The organism is Victivallis sp. Marseille-Q1083 (assembly GCF_903645315.1).
Lineage (GTDB): Bacteria > Verrucomicrobiota > Lentisphaeria > Victivallales > Victivallaceae > UMGS1518.
This window is the reverse complement of sequence record NZ_CAHJXL010000001.1, coordinates 115233-131809: the sequence shown is the minus strand read 5'-3', so window position 1 is coordinate 131809 and position 16577 is coordinate 115233. Positions and strand designations below refer to the sequence as shown.

14 protein-coding genes are annotated in these 16577 nt (G+C 57.4%); 5 read left to right on the top strand and 9 right to left on the bottom strand.

Annotated features, from left to right (window positions below):
- Positions 1 to 24: 24 nt before the first annotated feature.
- The 5 genes from uxuA to HWX74_RS00445 are packed head-to-tail and all read right to left on the bottom strand — an operon-like array spanning position 25 to position 4871.
- Positions 25 to 1230: a mannonate dehydratase gene (gene uxuA / locus HWX74_RS00465; RefSeq protein WP_176014511.1), complete on the bottom strand. Its 1206-nt coding sequence runs from the start codon at positions 1228 to 1230 to the stop codon at positions 25 to 27.
- Between the two features lie 42 nt (positions 1231 to 1272).
- Positions 1273 to 2076, bottom strand: a complete 804-nt coding sequence (locus tag HWX74_RS00460) for an SDR family oxidoreductase (protein WP_176011652.1) — start codon at positions 2074 to 2076, stop codon at positions 1273 to 1275.
- A complete protein-coding gene (locus HWX74_RS00455) occupies positions 2073 to 2972 on the bottom strand; it encodes a sugar phosphate isomerase/epimerase (RefSeq protein ID WP_176011651.1) in 900 nt (299 codons plus the stop codon). The genes HWX74_RS00460 and HWX74_RS00455 overlap by 4 nt, the downstream gene beginning before the upstream one ends.
- Positions 2973 to 4031: a Gfo/Idh/MocA family protein gene (locus tag HWX74_RS00450; protein WP_176011650.1), complete on the bottom strand. Its 1059-nt coding sequence runs from the start codon at positions 4029 to 4031 to the stop codon at positions 2973 to 2975.
- Positions 4032 to 4034: 3 nt separating this feature from the next.
- The gene (locus HWX74_RS00445; protein ID WP_176011649.1) at positions 4035 to 4871 is read right to left on the bottom strand and encodes a sugar phosphate isomerase/epimerase; all 837 of its coding nucleotides are present in this window, start codon (positions 4869 to 4871) and stop codon (positions 4035 to 4037) included.
- A gap of 34 nt (positions 4872 to 4905) precedes the next feature.
- Here HWX74_RS00445 and HWX74_RS00440 point away from each other — a divergent pair, with 34 nt between their 5' ends.
- The 4 genes from HWX74_RS00440 (at position 4906) to HWX74_RS00425 (ending at position 8079) form a co-directional block, all read left to right on the top strand.
- Complete coding sequence (locus HWX74_RS00440; RefSeq protein WP_176011648.1) at positions 4906 to 5709, top strand: helix-turn-helix transcriptional regulator; 804 nt, start codon at positions 4906 to 4908, stop codon at positions 5707 to 5709.
- Between the two features lie 342 nt (positions 5710 to 6051).
- The gene (locus HWX74_RS00435) at positions 6052 to 6552 is read left to right on the top strand and encodes a hypothetical protein (protein WP_176011647.1); all 501 of its coding nucleotides are present in this window, start codon (positions 6052 to 6054) and stop codon (positions 6550 to 6552) included.
- A 66-nt stretch (positions 6553 to 6618) separates the two neighbouring features.
- Positions 6619 to 7092: a hypothetical protein gene (locus HWX74_RS00430; protein ID WP_176011646.1), complete on the top strand. Its 474-nt coding sequence runs from the start codon at positions 6619 to 6621 to the stop codon at positions 7090 to 7092.
- A gap of 24 nt (positions 7093 to 7116) precedes the next feature.
- A complete protein-coding gene (locus HWX74_RS00425; RefSeq protein WP_176011645.1) occupies positions 7117 to 8079 on the top strand; it encodes a hypothetical protein in 963 nt (320 codons plus the stop codon).
- 94 nt (positions 8080 to 8173) lie between these two features.
- Here HWX74_RS00425 and HWX74_RS00420 read toward each other — a convergent pair whose 3' ends face one another.
- The 4 genes from HWX74_RS00420 to topA all read right to left on the bottom strand — a co-directional run bounded on the left by HWX74_RS00420 (position 8174) and on the right by topA (position 14870).
- Positions 8174 to 10081, bottom strand: coding sequence for a helix-hairpin-helix domain-containing protein (locus tag HWX74_RS00420; RefSeq protein ID WP_176011644.1), 1908 nt, complete (start codon positions 10079 to 10081; stop codon positions 8174 to 8176).
- 23 nt (positions 10082 to 10104) lie between these two features.
- Positions 10105 to 10995: an AmmeMemoRadiSam system radical SAM enzyme gene (gene amrS / locus HWX74_RS00415; protein WP_176011643.1), complete on the bottom strand. Its 891-nt coding sequence runs from the start codon at positions 10993 to 10995 to the stop codon at positions 10105 to 10107.
- 65 nt (positions 10996 to 11060) lie between these two features.
- Positions 11061 to 12143 (bottom strand): 3-phosphoserine/phosphohydroxythreonine transaminase, encoded by a 1083-nt coding sequence (serC, locus tag HWX74_RS00410; protein WP_176011642.1) that lies wholly within the window; start codon positions 12141 to 12143, stop codon positions 11061 to 11063.
- A 228-nt stretch (positions 12144 to 12371) separates the two neighbouring features.
- Entirely contained in the window at positions 12372 to 14870 is a 2499-nt protein-coding gene (gene topA / locus HWX74_RS00405) for a type I DNA topoisomerase (RefSeq protein ID WP_176011641.1), read from the bottom strand.
- Positions 14871 to 15048: 178 nt separating this feature from the next.
- Between topA and gnd the strand changes: the two genes are divergently transcribed.
- Entirely contained in the window at positions 15049 to 16506 is a 1458-nt protein-coding gene (gene gnd, locus HWX74_RS00400; protein ID WP_176011640.1) for a decarboxylating NADP(+)-dependent phosphogluconate dehydrogenase, read from the top strand.
- Positions 16507 to 16577 lie beyond the last annotated feature (71 nt).

Here is a 16577-nt window from a genome sequence, read left to right as displayed (position 1 = left end):
AATCGCATGGCGGAAAGTCGCCTTTCAGTCCAGATAAGGAATTGCTTCCGGATAGAGGGCTTTGACGATGCCGAATTCCAGTCCGCGCAATTCGGCCAGCCCCTTCATCCGGCCGATGACGCTGTAACCGGGATTGGGGCAGGGCGGTTTCGCCAGGTCGTCGAGCATGACGTGGCCGTGATCCGGCCGGAACGGGATGCGCCAGTCATCGCGCCCGGCCCGGCGGCGGCGCAATTGTTCGGCGACGACCGCTTTGACCAATGCGAACATATCGACATTGCCTTCCAGGTGATTGGCCTCGTAGAAATTGCCTTCAGCGTCAGTCCGGGTGCTGCGCAGGTGCAGAAAGCCGACGCGATCGGCAAAACGGCGGAATAAAGCGGCAACATCGTTGGCTGGATTGGCACTCAGGCTGCCGGCGCAGAAGCAAAGCGCGTTGGCCGGCGAGTCGACCATGGCCAGGATGGCGGCGATATCCTCGCCGTTGCCGCAGATGCGCGGCAGCCCGAGAATCGGGCGGGGCGGATCGTCGGGATGGATGACCAGCGTGCAACCGGCTTCTTCGGCCGCCGGAATGACCGATTCAAGAAAGCGTTGCAGATTGGCTTGCAGCCCGGCGCGGTCGAGCGTTTGACAGCGCCGCAATTTCGCCCGGACCTCCTCCAGCGTCGTACCGCGCCAGCCGGGCAGATGATCGACGATATTCGCCGCCAACTGCTGTTGCTGGTCGCCGGTCAGTTGCTCGAAATAGCGTTTGGCCGCCTGAAATTCCGCTTCGCTGTAGTCCGCTTCGGCATTCGGCCGCCGCAGCAGGAACAGTTCGAATGCGGCGAATTCGCGATGGTGGTAGAACAGCGTCTGCGAACCGTCCGGCAGCCGATAGGCCAGATCGGTGCGAACCCAGTCGAGTACCGGCATGAAATTATAGGTGATGACCCGGATGCCGCAGCGACCGAGATGGCGGATTGATTGCCGGTAGCAGTCGAACAATCCGGCAAGATTGCCGCGGCCCGCTTTGATATCCTCGTGGACCGGCAAGCTTTCGACGACATTCCAAATCAGGCCGTGCCGGGCGATTTGCTGCCGGCGGTTTTCGATTTGTTCCAGCGGCCAGACGGCGCCGTACGGCAGCTCGTGGAGTGCGCTGACGACGCCTTTGGCGCCGGTTTGACGAATGGCGGCCAGCGGAACCGGGTCATCCGGTCCGTACCAGCGGAAAGATTCGGTCATGAACAATTTGGCTGATCTCCTGAAGTTGATGAAAGACGGCGTTCAGACGCCGGCGCTGGCGGAAAAGCCGCCGTCGACCGGAAGGATGGCGCCGGTGACGAACGAAGCGGCGTCGCTGAGCAGATAATGGACGCAGCCGCAGATTTCACCGGCTTCGCCGAACCGGCCCAGCGGGGTTTTGGCGATGACCCTGCGGCCGCGGTCGGTATAGCTGCCGTCGTCGTTGAGCAGCAGCGTCCGGTTCTGGTTGCCGATGAAAAACCCCGGCGCAATCGCGTTGACCCGGATGGCGGAACCGAACTTGGCGGCCAGTTCGACTGCCAGCGCGCGGGTCAAATTGTCGACCGCCGCTTTGGCGTTGCCGTAGCCGAGTACCTGACTTAACGGCTGGGAGGCCGCCATGCTGGAGAAGTTGACGATACTGCCTTTGCCGGCGGCCAGCATCGCCTTGACAAAAATTTTCGTCGGCAGCAGCGTTCCCTGCAGATTGAGTTTCAACACCGAATCGTAAGCCGCTAAATCGACATCGAAAATCGTCTGGTCCGGCCGGATGACCGCGCCGGGCTGATTGCCGCCGGCGGCGTTGATCAGCCCGTCGAGCCGGCCGTAGCGGTCGAGCAGCCGGTCGCAACTGCGCGACAATGCCTCTCCATCCAATACATCGGCCAGTTCGAGCTCGAGATCGGGATAACGGTTTCGCAGCCGTTCCAGCGTTGCCGGCCGGCGCACCAGCGCGACGAGCCGGACGCGCTGCTCCAGCAGATAATCGACGAGCGCGCCGGCGAGTACCCCGCCGGCGCCGGTCAGGACGACGACTTTGTCGGCTAAATCGAATAAACGGTTCATGATTTCACCCGGTCGATCAATTCCATCAGTTTTTTGCCGTAGGCGACATAGAGGGCGGCCGCCTCGTCATTGTTCCGGCCGTCGGCCGTCTGGTGGAAGACGCCGGCCAGATGCGGCTCGATCGAAAAGCAGCCGTCATAACCGCGCGCCAGCAGGTCGGCGACGATTCGTTCGATTTCACCATCGCCTTCGCCCGGGAAGGTGAATTCGGCCACGGGAAAAAGACCGTCGGTGTCGGCGACGAAGCGGCAGTCCTTGATATGGACATAACCGATGAAATCACGGATGCCGGTATAAAATTCCCAACTGGATTGCCGCGGATAGGGCGGCGAACCGAGCCGTCGCGGCGTGAAAACCGGGTTGCCGGTATCGAACAGCAGTTGAAAATGCGGCGAGTCGATCGCGTCGAAAAGTTTCAAAGCGTGCTCATGCGACTGTCCGCCGTAGTTCATGCAGTTTTCGTGCAGATAGACCAGATCGTGCGCTTCGCAGAAATCGACCAGTTTGCGCACCTTGGCGAACACCTGCCGCTCCACTGCCGGATCGAACGGATCGCGGGTTTTCTGCATGGCGAAACTCATGCCGCGCAACAACCGGGTGCCGAGCCGCTTCATCCGTACCGCCGCCCGGCGCAGCATCGCCAGCGAACGTTCGAAATCCGTTTCCTTGAACGGGTCGCTGTTCCAATTCGCCACCTCGCTGCCGAAACAGTTGATCGTGACGCCGGCGGCGGCGAGCGCCGCTTCGACCGCGTCGAATTCAGCCTCGTCGATTTCGGTGATGTTCCGGCCGTTGAGGCGCCGGGCTTCAATCGCCGTCCAGCCCAGCCGGCGGGTGACGGCGATCTGGCCGGCGATATCCCGGGCGGCCTCATCGGCAAATCCGCTGTAATACATTCAGCGCATCCTTTCGACGGCGGATTGCCGTTTGACTTCGGCGGTGACGCGGACCACTTCCAGTGCTTCCTCCAGGGTGACCGGGAACGGTTGATTTTCCCGAAGCGCCAGATAAAGATAATGATAGATGTCCGACATATCGTACCCGTTGGACGGCCGGGTGGGGATGGTCTCTTCGAGCCATTTCAATTCACCGGGATTGCCGTAGCCGCTGTTGCGCGCCGGGCTGCCGGCATGCGGCCGGAGGGCGGGCAGTGTCACCGCCGGATCGAGATATTTGAGCACGAGTTCCTTTTCGTCGCGGCTGACCAGCGTGCCGCGGGTGCCGTAAACCTGGTAAACATCGCCGGGGATGGCGACGCCGCCGGAAATTTCAATGTCGATGACCCGCCCATTGGCTCCTTTCAGCAGAATTTTGAGATGATCCTCGGCGTCGCCGCAAGCGGCGATCAATTTCAAATCACTGTGGATTTCGACACACGGCGACTCCAGAAAGCGCAAGCCGTGGTCGATCAGGTGCGGTCCCCAGTTGTTCAACTGACCGCCGCCGCAATTGACCAGCGTCTGCCAGTCGTCGCGGCGCATGAAGTTGTGCCGGCACAGTTTGATTTCATAAACGTTGCCGAGAATGCCGCGGCGCATGATTTCCAGCACGTGCTGGAAGGCCGCTTCGAACCGGCGGTTCTGGCGGATGAACAGACGGTTCGGATACTGCCGGTCGAGCCGGCGGAGCTCCTCGCCTTCGGCAACTGAAAGGGCGACCGGTTTTTCCAGAAAAACCAGCTTGCCGTGTTCCAGCGCCAGCCGGGTGTCTTTGACGTGATCCTGCGAATAGGTGGCGATCGACACCAGTTCAATTTCGCTGTCGTTCAGAAATGCCTGTTCAGCGGGATAAGCCGGTCGCCGGTAACGCTCTTCGAATTCCCGGCAGCGGTCCGGCAGCAGGTCGCAGCCGGCGACCAGTTCGAATTCGTCGTTGAATTTGGCAATTTCTTCGCAGTGCATGTTCCAGCCGGCGCGGCCGAGTCCCCAGAGGCCGACTTTGATTTTGTTTTTCATGATTCAGTTCGCCAATCCCAGAGTTTTCAGATAGTTGAAGCTGATTTGCAGTTCGCGTGCCATATCGGCGTTGTGGGTGTCCTGTTCGATGAAAACCCAGCCGTCGAAGCCGGCCCGGCGCAATTCGTCGGCGATCGGTTGGAAATCGAGTCCGGCATTGCCGCCGCCCAGTTCGGTGAAACGCAGGCGCTCCGTCCAGCTTTCCAGGCCGATGGACGCATCTTTGAGGAAAATGTCTTTGAAATGTACGGCGACCAGCCGGTCGGCGTAACGACGGATGATTTCCAGGCAATCGCCGCCGGCGCCGAGCAGATGGCCGACGTCGAGCAGCAATCCGGCCTGCGGACAGCGTTCGAGGAAATCGATTAATTCCGCCTGATTCTGGACCCGCTGTCCGAGGTGGTTGTGGATGGCGGCACGCAGGCCGTAGGCGGAACTGCAGCGAATCAACGCCTCCGCCCGCCGGCAGAAAACATCCCAATCGGTATCCCGGCCGTTTTCTCCGTTGGTCAGCCAGATGTAGCGGCAGCCGAGTGCCGCACTGAATTCCAGGCCGGTTTGCACATTTAAGCTGCGGCAGGTCGCAAAATCCATGCCGCGCTTGCGGTAGCGGGCCGCCTTGTAAATTGCGTCGGCTGCATCGATGACTTCAAGCCGTTCCGTGCCGTCGAAACCGATCGCCTTGAGCATATCCAGCCGCTGCTCAATGTCGTATAGGCCGCCGTCCCAGACGGTCATGCCGTAGTCTGCCACGCCGATTTTCATCACAAATACCTCGCTTTCGCTGTTGAAATGGTAATCTTTGCTTATAATATATGATATTTCAATTCGTTTAAACATAGAGTTTCCGGGCAAAAAAATAGATTTTTTGATCATGAACTATTTTGACGGCGTCAAATTCATCACTTACGGCAATATTGAAAATTGCGGTCAATCGGTCGTCGACCGTTTTTTCGAAGGCTATTACGGCATCCAGTATACCCACGCCGGCCGGTTGCGGTTGCGGGTCGGCGAGGGCCCGGAAACCATGTTCGAAGGGCCGGCGGCGTTCCTGTCGATGCCGGGAGCCAAATTCAATTACGGCCCGCTGCCGGGGGAGACGCGGCACCATGTTTTCGTCTGTTTTTCCGGACCGCGCGTCGAACGTTATCTCGCCTCCGGGCTGTTGCCGCCGGAGCCGCCGGGCCGATTGATTCCGGTCGTCAATTCCGAACGCTTTTATGCGGCGATGCTTCAATTGCAGGGCTGTCTTGCCCGTGGCGCGTCGCGCTATGCCCGCTCAGTGCTGCTGCTGGAGGATTTGCTGCTGCAGCTCCGGGAACAGCCGGTCAGGCATATCCAGGTGAATTGTCATCTGCTGGCGGCATTGAATCAACTGGCCGCCGCCATTCGCCGCCGGCCGGAACTTGACTGGAACTTCGAGCGGGAGGCGCAACGTCTGGCGGTTTCCTATTCGCATTTCCGGCGCGTTTTCCGGGAATGCCACGGCGATTCGCCGGGACAATATTTGCAGGAATGCCGACTGATGCGGGCCGCCGAGCTGTTGCTGCACAGCGATGAACAGATTCGTTCGATTGCCGGGCAATGCGGTTTTCAGGATGAATTTTATTTTTCCCGCTGGTTCAAGAAGCACCGGTTGCTTTCGCCGTTGCGTTACCGGCTGGAATTCAAAATCTAGTTGCCGGGAACTGTCCGTAAAATATTTGTTTCGATTTTAGTCGGCAAACTTAATTAAGCCGGTAACAGTTATACCCAATAAGGCTGACGACGGGCGGCTTGGGATAAGACGGGCTGCGGAAAATTGTGTCTGGTTTGGAGATTTATCTGTAAATTAAAAAAATATTAAAAATATTGTATAATTGAAAATAATATACTTGACAAATTTAAAGTAAAATGCTATCGTTCTATAAAATATTAATTCATGATTCCCTTTTTAAAAATGAAAATAGAAATATATGTTGATATATTTTCTAGTTATCGTTGTCCATTTTGTTAACTGATTAAAAAAAGGGGGGCTTTTATGAAAAAGCAATTTTCTGGTTTGCTCATTCTGATTATCTGGTGTGCAGGTTGTTTTGGCGTATTTGCGGAGAATGGACATTATTTTAGAGAATTTGATGGTGAGCTTGAAGTAGTCAAAAGGGCGATGAGCGATATTGCTTATTGTCGGTGTGGATATCCGCACTACACGGTAAATAAAAGCGTTTCTTTTGCAACAAGCATTGAAGATATGGCAATTCAGTTACATTGGCGTTTGATTGGTCCTAATACTTGGCAGCAGGTTTATCAGGAGCCTGTTAGTGTGCCTGGATTAGATTTTTCTCCTCATAATAAAACTGGTTATGGATCTTACTCAAACTTTTTGGAAAGAGAAGTAGTTGTTGTTTATAGATATAGACAAGAGTATGATGAAAAGGGCAATAAGGTTGGAGCACCTCAAACAATCAAATCGACATATGCTTGTGAACGCCGCTGGCCAGAGCCGAAATATATTCCATGTACAACTCATAATATTGAGTGAGTTGTTGAAATACATGTTTTTTGTTTTGTAAAAAATAGTATTACTTATTCGTTTCAGGATAGCTGAATGAAATTCATAAAAAATTCAAAACTATGGCTTGGATTTATTCTTGCTTTAATTGCTGGTATTGGTATGAGCGTTGGCCTATACTATTATCCAGTGGGGAACGAATCTGAAAATAAATGGTGTTCTGGATGGGAGGACCTTACTTTAGGTAAGCCGTATTTAACGTTGGTTGCAGAAAGAGCGGAGTATACTCTGCCGATGAGTATATCTTTGTCGGATGTGACGAATTCTTCCCCTATAAAGATACGGGATCATTTTGGTTTTTGTGTTTCGTTGTGGCGAGGAGATAAAGCGGACAGCCAGATATATATGAAAGGCGCTGAAAAGGAGGAATCTTTGGAAATACCTCCGAACCTCTATACATTACAGACGACTCTTGACGGGGTTTGCCGGGATGTCGTCTTTCGCTATAACGGCGAAGATGGACAGGTGGTTGCCCGCGGCGTGGATTGGTATGTGATGATCAAACGTTAGATTGACAGGACGGAGCGGGGAAATATGATCGGGACGCTGAAATTATTTTGCGGCATGGTGACGGTCCTTTTGCTGATGGCTGCCGGCCGGGGAGAAACTGCCGGAGAGCCGGACGGCAAGGCCCTGCTGGCGAAATCCTTTGCGGTTTCGCCGCAATTTTCCTATATTGCCGAAGTGGAGCGGCTGGATCTCCACAATCCGGCGCTGACGGCGAAATATTTTCGCCAAGTTGACCCGGATGGTCAAACGCGCCAGCGGCTGGAATTCTATGAGCAAGGGCACTTGAAGGAGACTTACATTCAGAATGATTCCGGCCAGTACGGCATCATCGACGGCGTAGCCGCGGCTATTCACGAGGTTTTGATTCTGGCCCGGCCGGAAGTGATGGAAACGCCGTTGAATAAGGCGGAATTTTACGATTGTCGATTTACCGCAACCGAGGACAGTTACCGCAGTATTCCCTGCTACCGGATCACGGTGACCGATCCGGATGATACGATTCTGGTGGCGTCGATGTCGCAAGTTCCGCTTAATGAAGTGGAAAATGCCGGCAGTGAATTCAACAAACGGCGTCCGTTCATCCGGGATTTCTGGGTCGGCCGGGAGGATAATATCCTGTATTGCCGCCGGCACTACAACCGGGCCGGCAAGTTGATTTATGAAGCGGAACGCGGCAAATTGGAAAAAATGCCGCGGTTCCAGCCGGATTGGTTTGCCACACCGGAGAATCTGCTGTCACCCAAGTTGTTGTCCAGGCTGGAATTTCAACGGCGGGGGCAGACTTTGCAGGTGCAGGCGGAAGAACAGCGGCGCAAGGCATTGAAGAGCGGACGTTTTTTCACCCGTCTGGCTTCCCGGGAAGGGCTGATGACGTTCCTGTCGCCGGCCTTGCTGGTTTTCGGGGCGGTTGCTTTCGTTGGCCTGGCAATCGTCAAATGGCGGGCGGTCCGCCGGTCGAAAGACGTCGTCGGCCGCCGGCGGCATTGAGTCCGGCCGAGAAGCGTTATGCAGTTCCGCATTCAGAGCGGGACGGCTTCATTTCATGCCGCCGGGGCGAACCTGCGCGCCGGTTCTGCCGCTTTCAGAATCCGAACCGGAGTTGTTCCGGCTCTTCGGCCGCCGGGACCGGGGATTCCGTTTCAATTGGCGTTGCCGGTTGTTCCGGCCGCGCCAGAAAATCCTCCAGCGAGACGATTTTGATATCCAGTTTGCGTGCTTTGGCCAGCTTACCGCCGGCGGCGGCCGGATCGGCGGCTACCAGCAGCGATAACTCTCTGGTGACCGAATCGACCGGTGCCAGGCCGTGCTGCCGGGCCAGATCCTCGTAATAGGAGCGTTTTTCCGGCATTTTGCCGGTAAAACAGACGGTCGGCCGGTTTTCACTCTTGCCGGCGTGGACGACGGTGACGCATTCGAGCAGTTCGGCGATGAAGCCGGCCTGGTCGCGCAGAGTGCGGTGAATTGCCCTGGCGCGTTCCGGACCGATGCCGGCGATGTCCTGCAGCTCTTCGAGCGCCATCGAACCGAGTTCGGCGAGCGTATGATCGGCGAGCAGCAGTTTGGCGACGTTCGGACCGACGTTCGGGATGTTCAGCGCCGCCAGCAACTGATGATCCGGAACCTGCCGGGCGGCGGCGATCTCTTTCAACAGATTTTCGGTTTTTTTCTGGCCGAAGGCCTCCAGCTGCAGCAGCTCCTTGGCGGTCAGCCGGAAAATATCGCTGAGCTTGCGGACGTGGAGTTGGGTCATCATATTCCGCAGCGTCGGCTCGCCCAACTGTTCGATGCCGATATTTTTGACCGCCGCCGCCAGCTTCTGCAGGTTGCTTTCGAAACAGTCCGGATTGACGCAGCACAATTCCGGTCCGCGCCGTTCCAGCAACGCACCGCAACTGGGGCAATGGGTCGGAATATTGCTGTAACGCCCTTCGCCGGGCGTGGCGCTGACGATATAGGGAATGACGTCGCCGGCCCGTTCGACGATGACCTGGTCGTTGACCTCGATATCGTGATCGAGAATATTCTGTACATTGTGCAGTGTGGCGCGCTGAATGGTCACGCCGCCGATTTCCACCGGATCGATTTCCGCCACCGGCGTCAGATTGTTCTTGCCGAAACTCCATTCGATGGCGCGGATGACGCTTTCGCGCCGGATGCCGCTGAATTTGAAGGCGATCTGGCCGCGCGGATGGTGCGCGGTGTCGCCCAGCGAGTCGCTGTATTCCTGATCGGCCAGTTTGATGACGATGCCGTCCATCGGGTAGGGCAGGGCCTCGATTTCGGCCAGCAGCTCCGGCCAGCGGCCGGCCAGTTCGGCAAAAGTCACCGAATAACTGATCAGGTCGTAATCGACCAGCGTCAGTTTGGCCTGCTGCTGTTCCATCGGCGCAATGTCCTTCAGTCCCATGATGCCGGCTACTGCATTGCGCGAATTTTTGTAATGGCCGCCGCCTTTGCGGACGATCCGGGAGTAGAGCTGTTGGAAATCGTCGTCGCGGATGACGATTTCGCCGCGGGCCGGCCGGTCGAGCGGCCCGCGATAATTCGGCGCTTCCAGCTCGATGAGCGGCAGTTTGTCGGAGATGTTTTCACCGTCGAAACCGTCGCCGCGCGTCGCCAGGACGCCATCGGCGTAACGGGCGGAAATCCCGTCATATTTCGGTTCCACCAGAAAGGCTTCGGTCATGGAGCGGGCGTATTTGCCGGCCCACTCGAGCACCTCTTCGAGTGAATAGGCTTTGTCGAGCGAGAGCATCGGCCGGGGATGGTGCACTTTGCCGCTGCTGGCCACCGCCGGCGCGTTGACCGCCTCCAGCAGCGGATGCTGCGGATTGAAATGACGCAGCGCCATCAGCAGTTGATCGTAACGCTCGTCGCTGATTTCCGGTTCGCCGCGGCTCCAATAAAGTTGGTTGTGATGCTCAATCAGCTCCGCCAATTCGGCTTCATTGAGTTTTTGAACATCAAAGTCGATAGAATCGTCGATCATGGCGGTCTGCTCCTTGACTGCGCTTAAATATTGCCGAGATACACGGCGCGGAAACCGCGCTCGACAGCGCGGTCGCGAATCAATTCCAGGGTTTCCCGTGGCGTCCGGGGAATGTTCAGGCACTTGTAAGCCGGATGGAACGCGTTGAAATGGAGCGGCACTTCGCAGCTCAAATGGCGTTCCACCCAGTTCAGGTAAGCGTCGATTTCCTCCGGCGCGTCATTGTAGCCGGGAATGACCAGCGTGGTCAGCTCCAGGTGGATGCCGAGGCGGAAAAGCGATTCGACGGCATCCAGGACGACGGCGAGCCGGCTGTTGGTCATCTCTTCGTAAAATCGCTCGGAAAACGCTTTGACGTCGATGTTGGCCGCGTCGATCAGCGGATAGAATTCCTGCGCCGCCGCCGGGGTGATGTAGCCGTTGGATACCAGCACGGTTTTCAAATTGTGCCGCCGGGCCAGCCGGGCGATGTCCATCGCATATTCGATGAAAACGGTCGGTTCGTTGTACGTGAAGGCGATCGATGCGCAACGCTCTTTGAAGGCCTGCTCGACGATCGCCTGCGGCTCGATATAATTCGGCTGGAAGCGTTCGTTGTAAGTGCCGTGCGACAGCGTGTCGTTCTGGCAGAAGGCGCAATCCATGTTGCAGCCGAAAGTGCCGATCGAAAAGCTGCGGCTGCCCGGCTGAAAACGGGCCAGCGGCTTCTTCTCGATCGGGTCATTGTGCAGTGCGACCGGATAGCCGTAGGTCAGCGCATACAGGACGCCGCCGTGATTGACCCGCACCCGGCAGAAACCGCTGCTGTTGTCGTGGATGACGCAATGCCGCGGACAAAGCAGGCATTCGAGCCGCTCCGCCGTTTGCCGGCGGTAAAATCCCGCTTCGTGTAAAGAGACGGTGTCGCTGGACATTGGCTTCCTCCTTGCAAAAAAATACCGGCAGAACGGTCGCCCTCTGCCGGTGCCGAAAAAAACGCTTAACCGTTGTTCTTTTCGAAATCGCGCATGAAGGCGATCAGCTTATCGATACCGGACATCGGCATCGCATTGTAAATGCTGGCGCGCAAGCCGCCGACCAGCCGGTGCCCCTTGAGGCCGGTCATCCCCTGGGCTGCCGCTTCCTTGATGAATTTGGCTTCCAGTTCTTCGGTCGGCATCCGCCAGACGACGTTCATGTTCGAACGGCTGTCCCTGGCCACCGGGCTGCGGTAGTAATCGGAGGAATCCAGCACGTCATAGAGCTTTGCCGCTTTGGCGTCGTTGATCTTTTCGATTTCACCGATGCCGCCCATCGCTTTGAAATGGTCGGTGACCAGCGCCAGCATGTAGATGGCGAAAGTCGGCGGCGTGTTGAACAGCGACTTGTTCTCGATATAGGTATTGTAACGCAGCATGGTCGGCACGTTTGCCGGCGTCCGCTCCGCCAGATCCTTGCGGATGATGACCAACGCCATTCCGCTGGGACCGAGGTTCTTCTGCGCCCCGGCATAGATCAGGCCGAAATCGTTGACATTGATGACGCGCGACATGATGTCGCTGGACATGTCCGCCAGCATCGGCACGCCGTCGATCACTTCCGGGAACTGATGATACTGGGTGCCGGCCACCGTATTGTTGCTGGTGATGTGCAGATAGGCGGCGCCGGCAGTCCGCTTCCATTCGCCGAAAGCCGGAATATGATCGTATTTAGTCTCTTTGCTGCTGCAGGCCAGATTGACGTTGCCGAACAATTTGGCTTCCTTGGCCGCCTTGGCGCCCCAGACGCCGGTGTCGGCGTAATCGGCGGTGGCGCCGGCTGGCAGCAGGTTCATCGGAATCATGCAGAACTGCATGCTGGCGCCGCCCTGGACGAAGATGACGGCGTAATCGTCGCTGATGTTCATCAGGTCGCGGATATTCTGTTCGGCCCGCTCGATCACTTCGGTGAAGAGGGAACCACGGTGCGACAATTCCATGATTCCACTGCCGGAATTCCGATAGTTGCAGAATTCTTCCTGGGCTTTTTTCATCACTTCGCGCGGCAGCATGGCCGGACCGGCGCTGAAATTGTACATATCCATCGTGGTTGCTCCTTCGTCACTATTGAATAATGAAATGAATAACGCTATCCCATACTATATCACCGTTTGCGGAAGTTGCCAGCGAATTTACGGAGAAAACGACGCTTTTCAACCCCGGCGAGACGGGGTAAAACAGCGTCCCGCCGCAAGCCGGCTTGGAAGAACTCAAATCAGTTTGCGGCGGAAGATCCGGCGGCCGGCGCCCCTCAAAACAAAGGAACGCGGCGGTTACTTCAAATATTTTCCGGCCAGTTTTTTCAAAGCGGCCAGTTGCTTGTCGCTCAGCTTCCGCCCCTTGTGGAATTGGTCGGCCAGCGACTGGAAGAAACTCTTGTCATCATAGGTTCGGCGCCCTTTGGTGGTCGGCTCCGCCCAGGCGGAGACCGTTTCGAGTCCCTGGATCAGGGCGGCGCACTCTTCATCGGCCGGTTCGGGTGCGGCGTCGGCGTCGGCCGGTTTCAGCGCCAGCAGCTGGGTCAGGCGCTCCGGCGCTTCGAGCTGTTCCCGGTATTTTTCGGCGAGGCGCCGCAGGGCGTCGAACTGTTTTTCCGACAGCATTTTGCCGGATTCCGCCTGGTTTTTCAGGGAGTTGAAGAACTTTTTGTCGTCATAAGTCCGTCCCCGTCTGGTCTGCGGCTCTTCCCAGTTGACGTTCTGGAACGCTTCGAAAATTTCCCGGTATTCCGCCGCTTTGTCGTCGGAAACCGCGCTGTCCAGTTGCTTTTGCGCCATGGCGCTCTGCCGGGCAATCGCTTCGATCAATTCGGCGTCGAAGCCCTGCTGCCCGGCGAGCTGCTCCAGATCGGGTATCTGCCGGCGGTATTTGACCGCCAGCTCCAGCAGCGATTGGAATTGTTTGGCGGAAATGGTCCGGTCGGTTTCGAATTTGCCGCTGACCGAATTGAGGAATTTCCGGTCGTCATAAGTGCGTTTGCCGCGTTTTTCCGGCGGCAGAAACTCCACTCGGCTCAGCCGTTCGAGCAGTCCGCTGACCTGGTCGGCGGCCGGCGCGCCGGCGACTTTCGCCTGGTTGAGCCACGGAATGAATTGATTGTAAAATTCCCGCAGCATCGCCGTCCATTTCAAACTGCCGGCCTCGATCTCATCCAGTTCGGTTTCCATGTGGGAGGTGAAATCGACCTTGAACAATTCCGGCAGTACCCCGACCAGAAAATCGGAAACTTGGAAACCCAATTCGGTCGGAATGAGTTTGCCCTGATCCCGGTTGACGTACTCCCGGCTTTGAATGGTGCGCAGAATCGTCGCATAGGTGGACGGCCGGCCGATGCCGTTTTCTTCCAGCTCCTTGATCAGCGTCGCTTCGGTATAGCGCGGCGGCGGCTCGGTGAATTTCTGCTCCCGGGCGAAATCGACCGGCTGGCAGCGTTCGCCTTCCTGCAGCTTGCCGAACAGTTCGATTCCGGCGGCATCGTCGCTTTTTCTGGTATCGGCATATAGCCTGGTGAAACCCGGAAACAGAGTGATGCTGGCATTGGCGCGGAAGAGATAGTCGGTCCGGTCCCGGCCGACGGCATTGACGTCGACCGCCATCTGCCGCTGCAGCGCCGGCGCCATCTGGCTGGCGACAAAGCGCTTCCAGATCAACGTGTACAGCTTCAATTGCGGTCCTTCCAGCACGCTGGACAACGATTCCGGCGTCCGGGTGACGTCGGTGGGACGGATCGCTTCGTGCGCTTCCTGGGCCGACGATTTGCTCTTGTAGCGGTTCGGCCGCTCCGGCGTGTAATCGGCACCGAACGTCGTTTTGATATAAGCCAGGCAGGCATCCTGCGCTTCCTTGGCGATGTTGACCGAGTCGGTACGCATGTAGGTGATCAGCCCGACCATGCTGCCGTCGCCGAGGTCGACGCCTTCATACAACTGCTGGGCATAACGCATCGTATTGGTCGCCGAGTAATGCAAGGTGTTGTTGGCCGCCTGCTGCAGCGTACTGGTCGTAAAAGGCGGCTGCGGCTGGCGTTTGCGGTCGCTCGAGGTGATTTTCTGAATGGCGAAGTCGCTGCCGGACAAATTATCCAGCAGCGCCAGACCGCTTTTTTCATCGGGAATACGGAAATCTTCCCGGTTGATTTTGAACAGGCGCGCCTCGAATTCCTCGCCGCGGTCGGTCCGCAGCCGGACCGAGACCACCCAGTATTCCTCCGGCACGAAGGCGAGGACCTGCCGCTCCCGTTCGACGACGAGGCGCAACGCCACCGACTGGACCCGGCCGGCGCTGATGCCTTTGGCGATCTTCGACCACAGCAGCGGGCTGACCTGATAACCGACGATGCGGTCCAGCACCCGGCGGGCCTGCTGAGCATCGACCAGATTCATATTGATCGAGCCTTCCTCGGACAGCGCGCGGTTGATGGCGCTGCGGGTGATCTCATGGAAAGTGACCCGTTTGAATTCTCCTTTATAAGAGGGCCGGAGCACTTCGCTCAAATGCCAGGCGATCGCTTCGCCTTCGCGGTCGGGGTCGGGAGCCAGATAGATGGCGTCGGCCTTTTTGGCGGCGCTTTTCAGTTCGCTGACAATTTTTTTACTGCGCGGCGTGTCGGTGTAGAGCGGCGCGAAGTCGTGTTCGATATCGACGCCGAAGGTTCGCTCCGGCAAATCCCGGACATGTCCCATCGAAGCCATTATTTTATAACCGCCGCCAAGCATCTTGCTGATCGTCCGTGCTTTGGTCGGCGATTCGACGATTAAAAGTTTTTCACCCATTGTCCACCTGTTGAAAGTTTATTTTTCGTTTTACGTTGCATGAGGATTGCGATGCTGTCAAGTTTGCCGGAGAGATTTTTAATAAAAATCATCAAATTAAGGTTGGTTTTGAACCTTGACGGTTTATATTAATCTCAAAATGAAACGCGTATGAGTTTTTTTCAGGAGAAATTTTCTAATGGATTTCCAGGGTGATATCGGTTTGATCGGGTTGGCGGTGATGGGGGAAAACCTGGTGATGAACCTGGCCGGCCACCATTATCAGGTGGCGGTATTCAATCGCACGGTTGACAAAGTGGAAAAATTTGTCAACGGGCGCGGCAAAACCCCCTCGATTGCCGGTTGCCGGTCGTTGCCGGAACTGGTCCGGGCGCTGAAGCGGCCGCGCCGGGTGATGATGATGGTGCGGGCCGGCACGGCGGTGGATGAATTGATCGACCAGTTGCTGCCGTTGCTGGAGCCGGGGGATGTGGTCATCGACGGCGGCAACTCCCATTACACCGACACCCGGCGGCGGACTCGGAAAGTGGAGGCGGCCGGTTTGCTGTATGTCGGCGCCGGTATTTCCGGCGGTGAGCTGGGGGCGTTGAACGGTCCGTCGATCATGCCCGGCGGTTCGGCGGCGGCCTGGCCGCTGCTGCGGGAGATGTTCCAGGCGATTGCCGCCCAGTTGCCGGACGATTTGCCCTGTTGCGACTGGATCGGTCCGGATGGGGCGGGTCATTACGTCAAGATGGTTCACAACGGCATCGAATATGCCGATATGCAATTGATTGCCGAAACGTATGAAGTGCTCCGGAAAATGGGCAAGCTGACGCCGGAGGCGATCGCCGGGGTGTTCGGGGAGTGGAACCGCGGCGCGTTGAACAGCTATCTGCTGGAAATTACCGCGGAAATTCTGCGGAAAGTCGATCCGGTGACCGAAAAACCGCTGATCGACGTGATTCTGGATTGCGCCGGCCAGAAGGGAACCGGGCGGTGGACTGCCGACAGCGCGCTGGAATTGGGCGTACCGCTTTCCGGTATCATCGAGGCGGTGCAGGCGCGCAGCTTGTCGGATGACAAAGCGAGGCGGGAGATGTCGGCCCGGCTGCTGCCGGGACCGGCGCTGCGTCCGGCGGCTGTGTCGGACCAATGGCTGGCGCAGGTCCGTTCGGCGCTGTATGTCGCCAAAATTGCGGTCTACGCGCAGGGCTTCCAGTTGTTGAAGCGGGCGGCCAAAGAGTTCGGCTGGCCGTTGGATTACGGCCGGATTGCCGGCCTCTGGCGCGGCGGTTGCATTATCCGGGCCATTTTCCTCAATGAAATTACTGCGGCTTACCGGCGGAATCCGGAGTTGGACAACCTGCTGCTGGATGAATTTTTCCGGCGGGCGGCGGCGGAAGGGCAGGAAGCCTGGCGCCGGACGGCGGCGGCGGCGGCGCTGTCCGGGGTGGCGGCGCCGGTGTTGAGCGCGACGCTCAATTGGTACGACGGTTTGCGCACGGCGGAATCCGCCGCCAATCTGATTCAGGCGCAGCGCGATTATTTCGGTGCGCATACCTATGAGCGGACGGACGCGCCGCGCGGCAAATTCTTTCATACCGTCTGGTCGGAAGCGGGCGGCGGGACGGTGTCCGGCAGTTATGACGCCTGAGCGGATGGGAGAAATATTTGTTTTTGTTCCTTGCATTGCCGAAAAGAGTGAGTATCGTATGGAACAACGAT

Coding starts and splice junctions, on each gene's coding strand:
- HWX74_RS00435 (WP_176011647.1), top strand. CDS start 6,052: ATGAAAAAGCAATTTTCTGGTTTGCTCATTCTGATTATCTGGTGTGCA.
- HWX74_RS00455 (WP_176011651.1), bottom strand. CDS start 2,972: ATGTATTACAGCGGATTTGCCGATGAGGCCGCCCGGGATATCGCCGGC.
- amrS (WP_176011643.1), bottom strand. CDS start 10,995: ATGTCCAGCGACACCGTCTCTTTACACGAAGCGGGATTTTACCGCCGG.
- topA (WP_176011641.1), bottom strand. CDS start 14,870: ATGGGTGAAAAACTTTTAATCGTCGAATCGCCGACCAAAGCACGGACG.
- HWX74_RS00440 (WP_176011648.1), top strand. CDS start 4,906: ATGAACTATTTTGACGGCGTCAAATTCATCACTTACGGCAATATTGAA.
- gnd (WP_176011640.1), top strand. CDS start 15,049: ATGGATTTCCAGGGTGATATCGGTTTGATCGGGTTGGCGGTGATGGGG.
- serC (WP_176011642.1), bottom strand. CDS start 12,143: ATGGATATGTACAATTTCAGCGCCGGTCCGGCCATGCTGCCGCGCGAA.
- HWX74_RS00445 (WP_176011649.1), bottom strand. CDS start 4,871: ATGTTTAAACGAATTGAAATATCATATATTATAAGCAAAGATTACCAT.
- HWX74_RS00450 (WP_176011650.1), bottom strand. CDS start 4,031: ATGAAAAACAAAATCAAAGTCGGCCTCTGGGGACTCGGCCGCGCCGGC.
- HWX74_RS00430 (WP_176011646.1), top strand. CDS start 6,619: ATGAAATTCATAAAAAATTCAAAACTATGGCTTGGATTTATTCTTGCT.
- HWX74_RS00420 (WP_176011644.1), bottom strand. CDS start 10,081: ATGATCGACGATTCTATCGACTTTGATGTTCAAAAACTCAATGAAGCC.
- HWX74_RS00460 (WP_176011652.1), bottom strand. CDS start 2,076: ATGAACCGTTTATTCGATTTAGCCGACAAAGTCGTCGTCCTGACCGGC.
- HWX74_RS00425 (WP_176011645.1), top strand. CDS start 7,117: ATGATCGGGACGCTGAAATTATTTTGCGGCATGGTGACGGTCCTTTTG.
- uxuA (WP_176014511.1), bottom strand. CDS start 1,230: ATGACCGAATCTTTCCGCTGGTACGGACCGGATGACCCGGTTCCGCTG.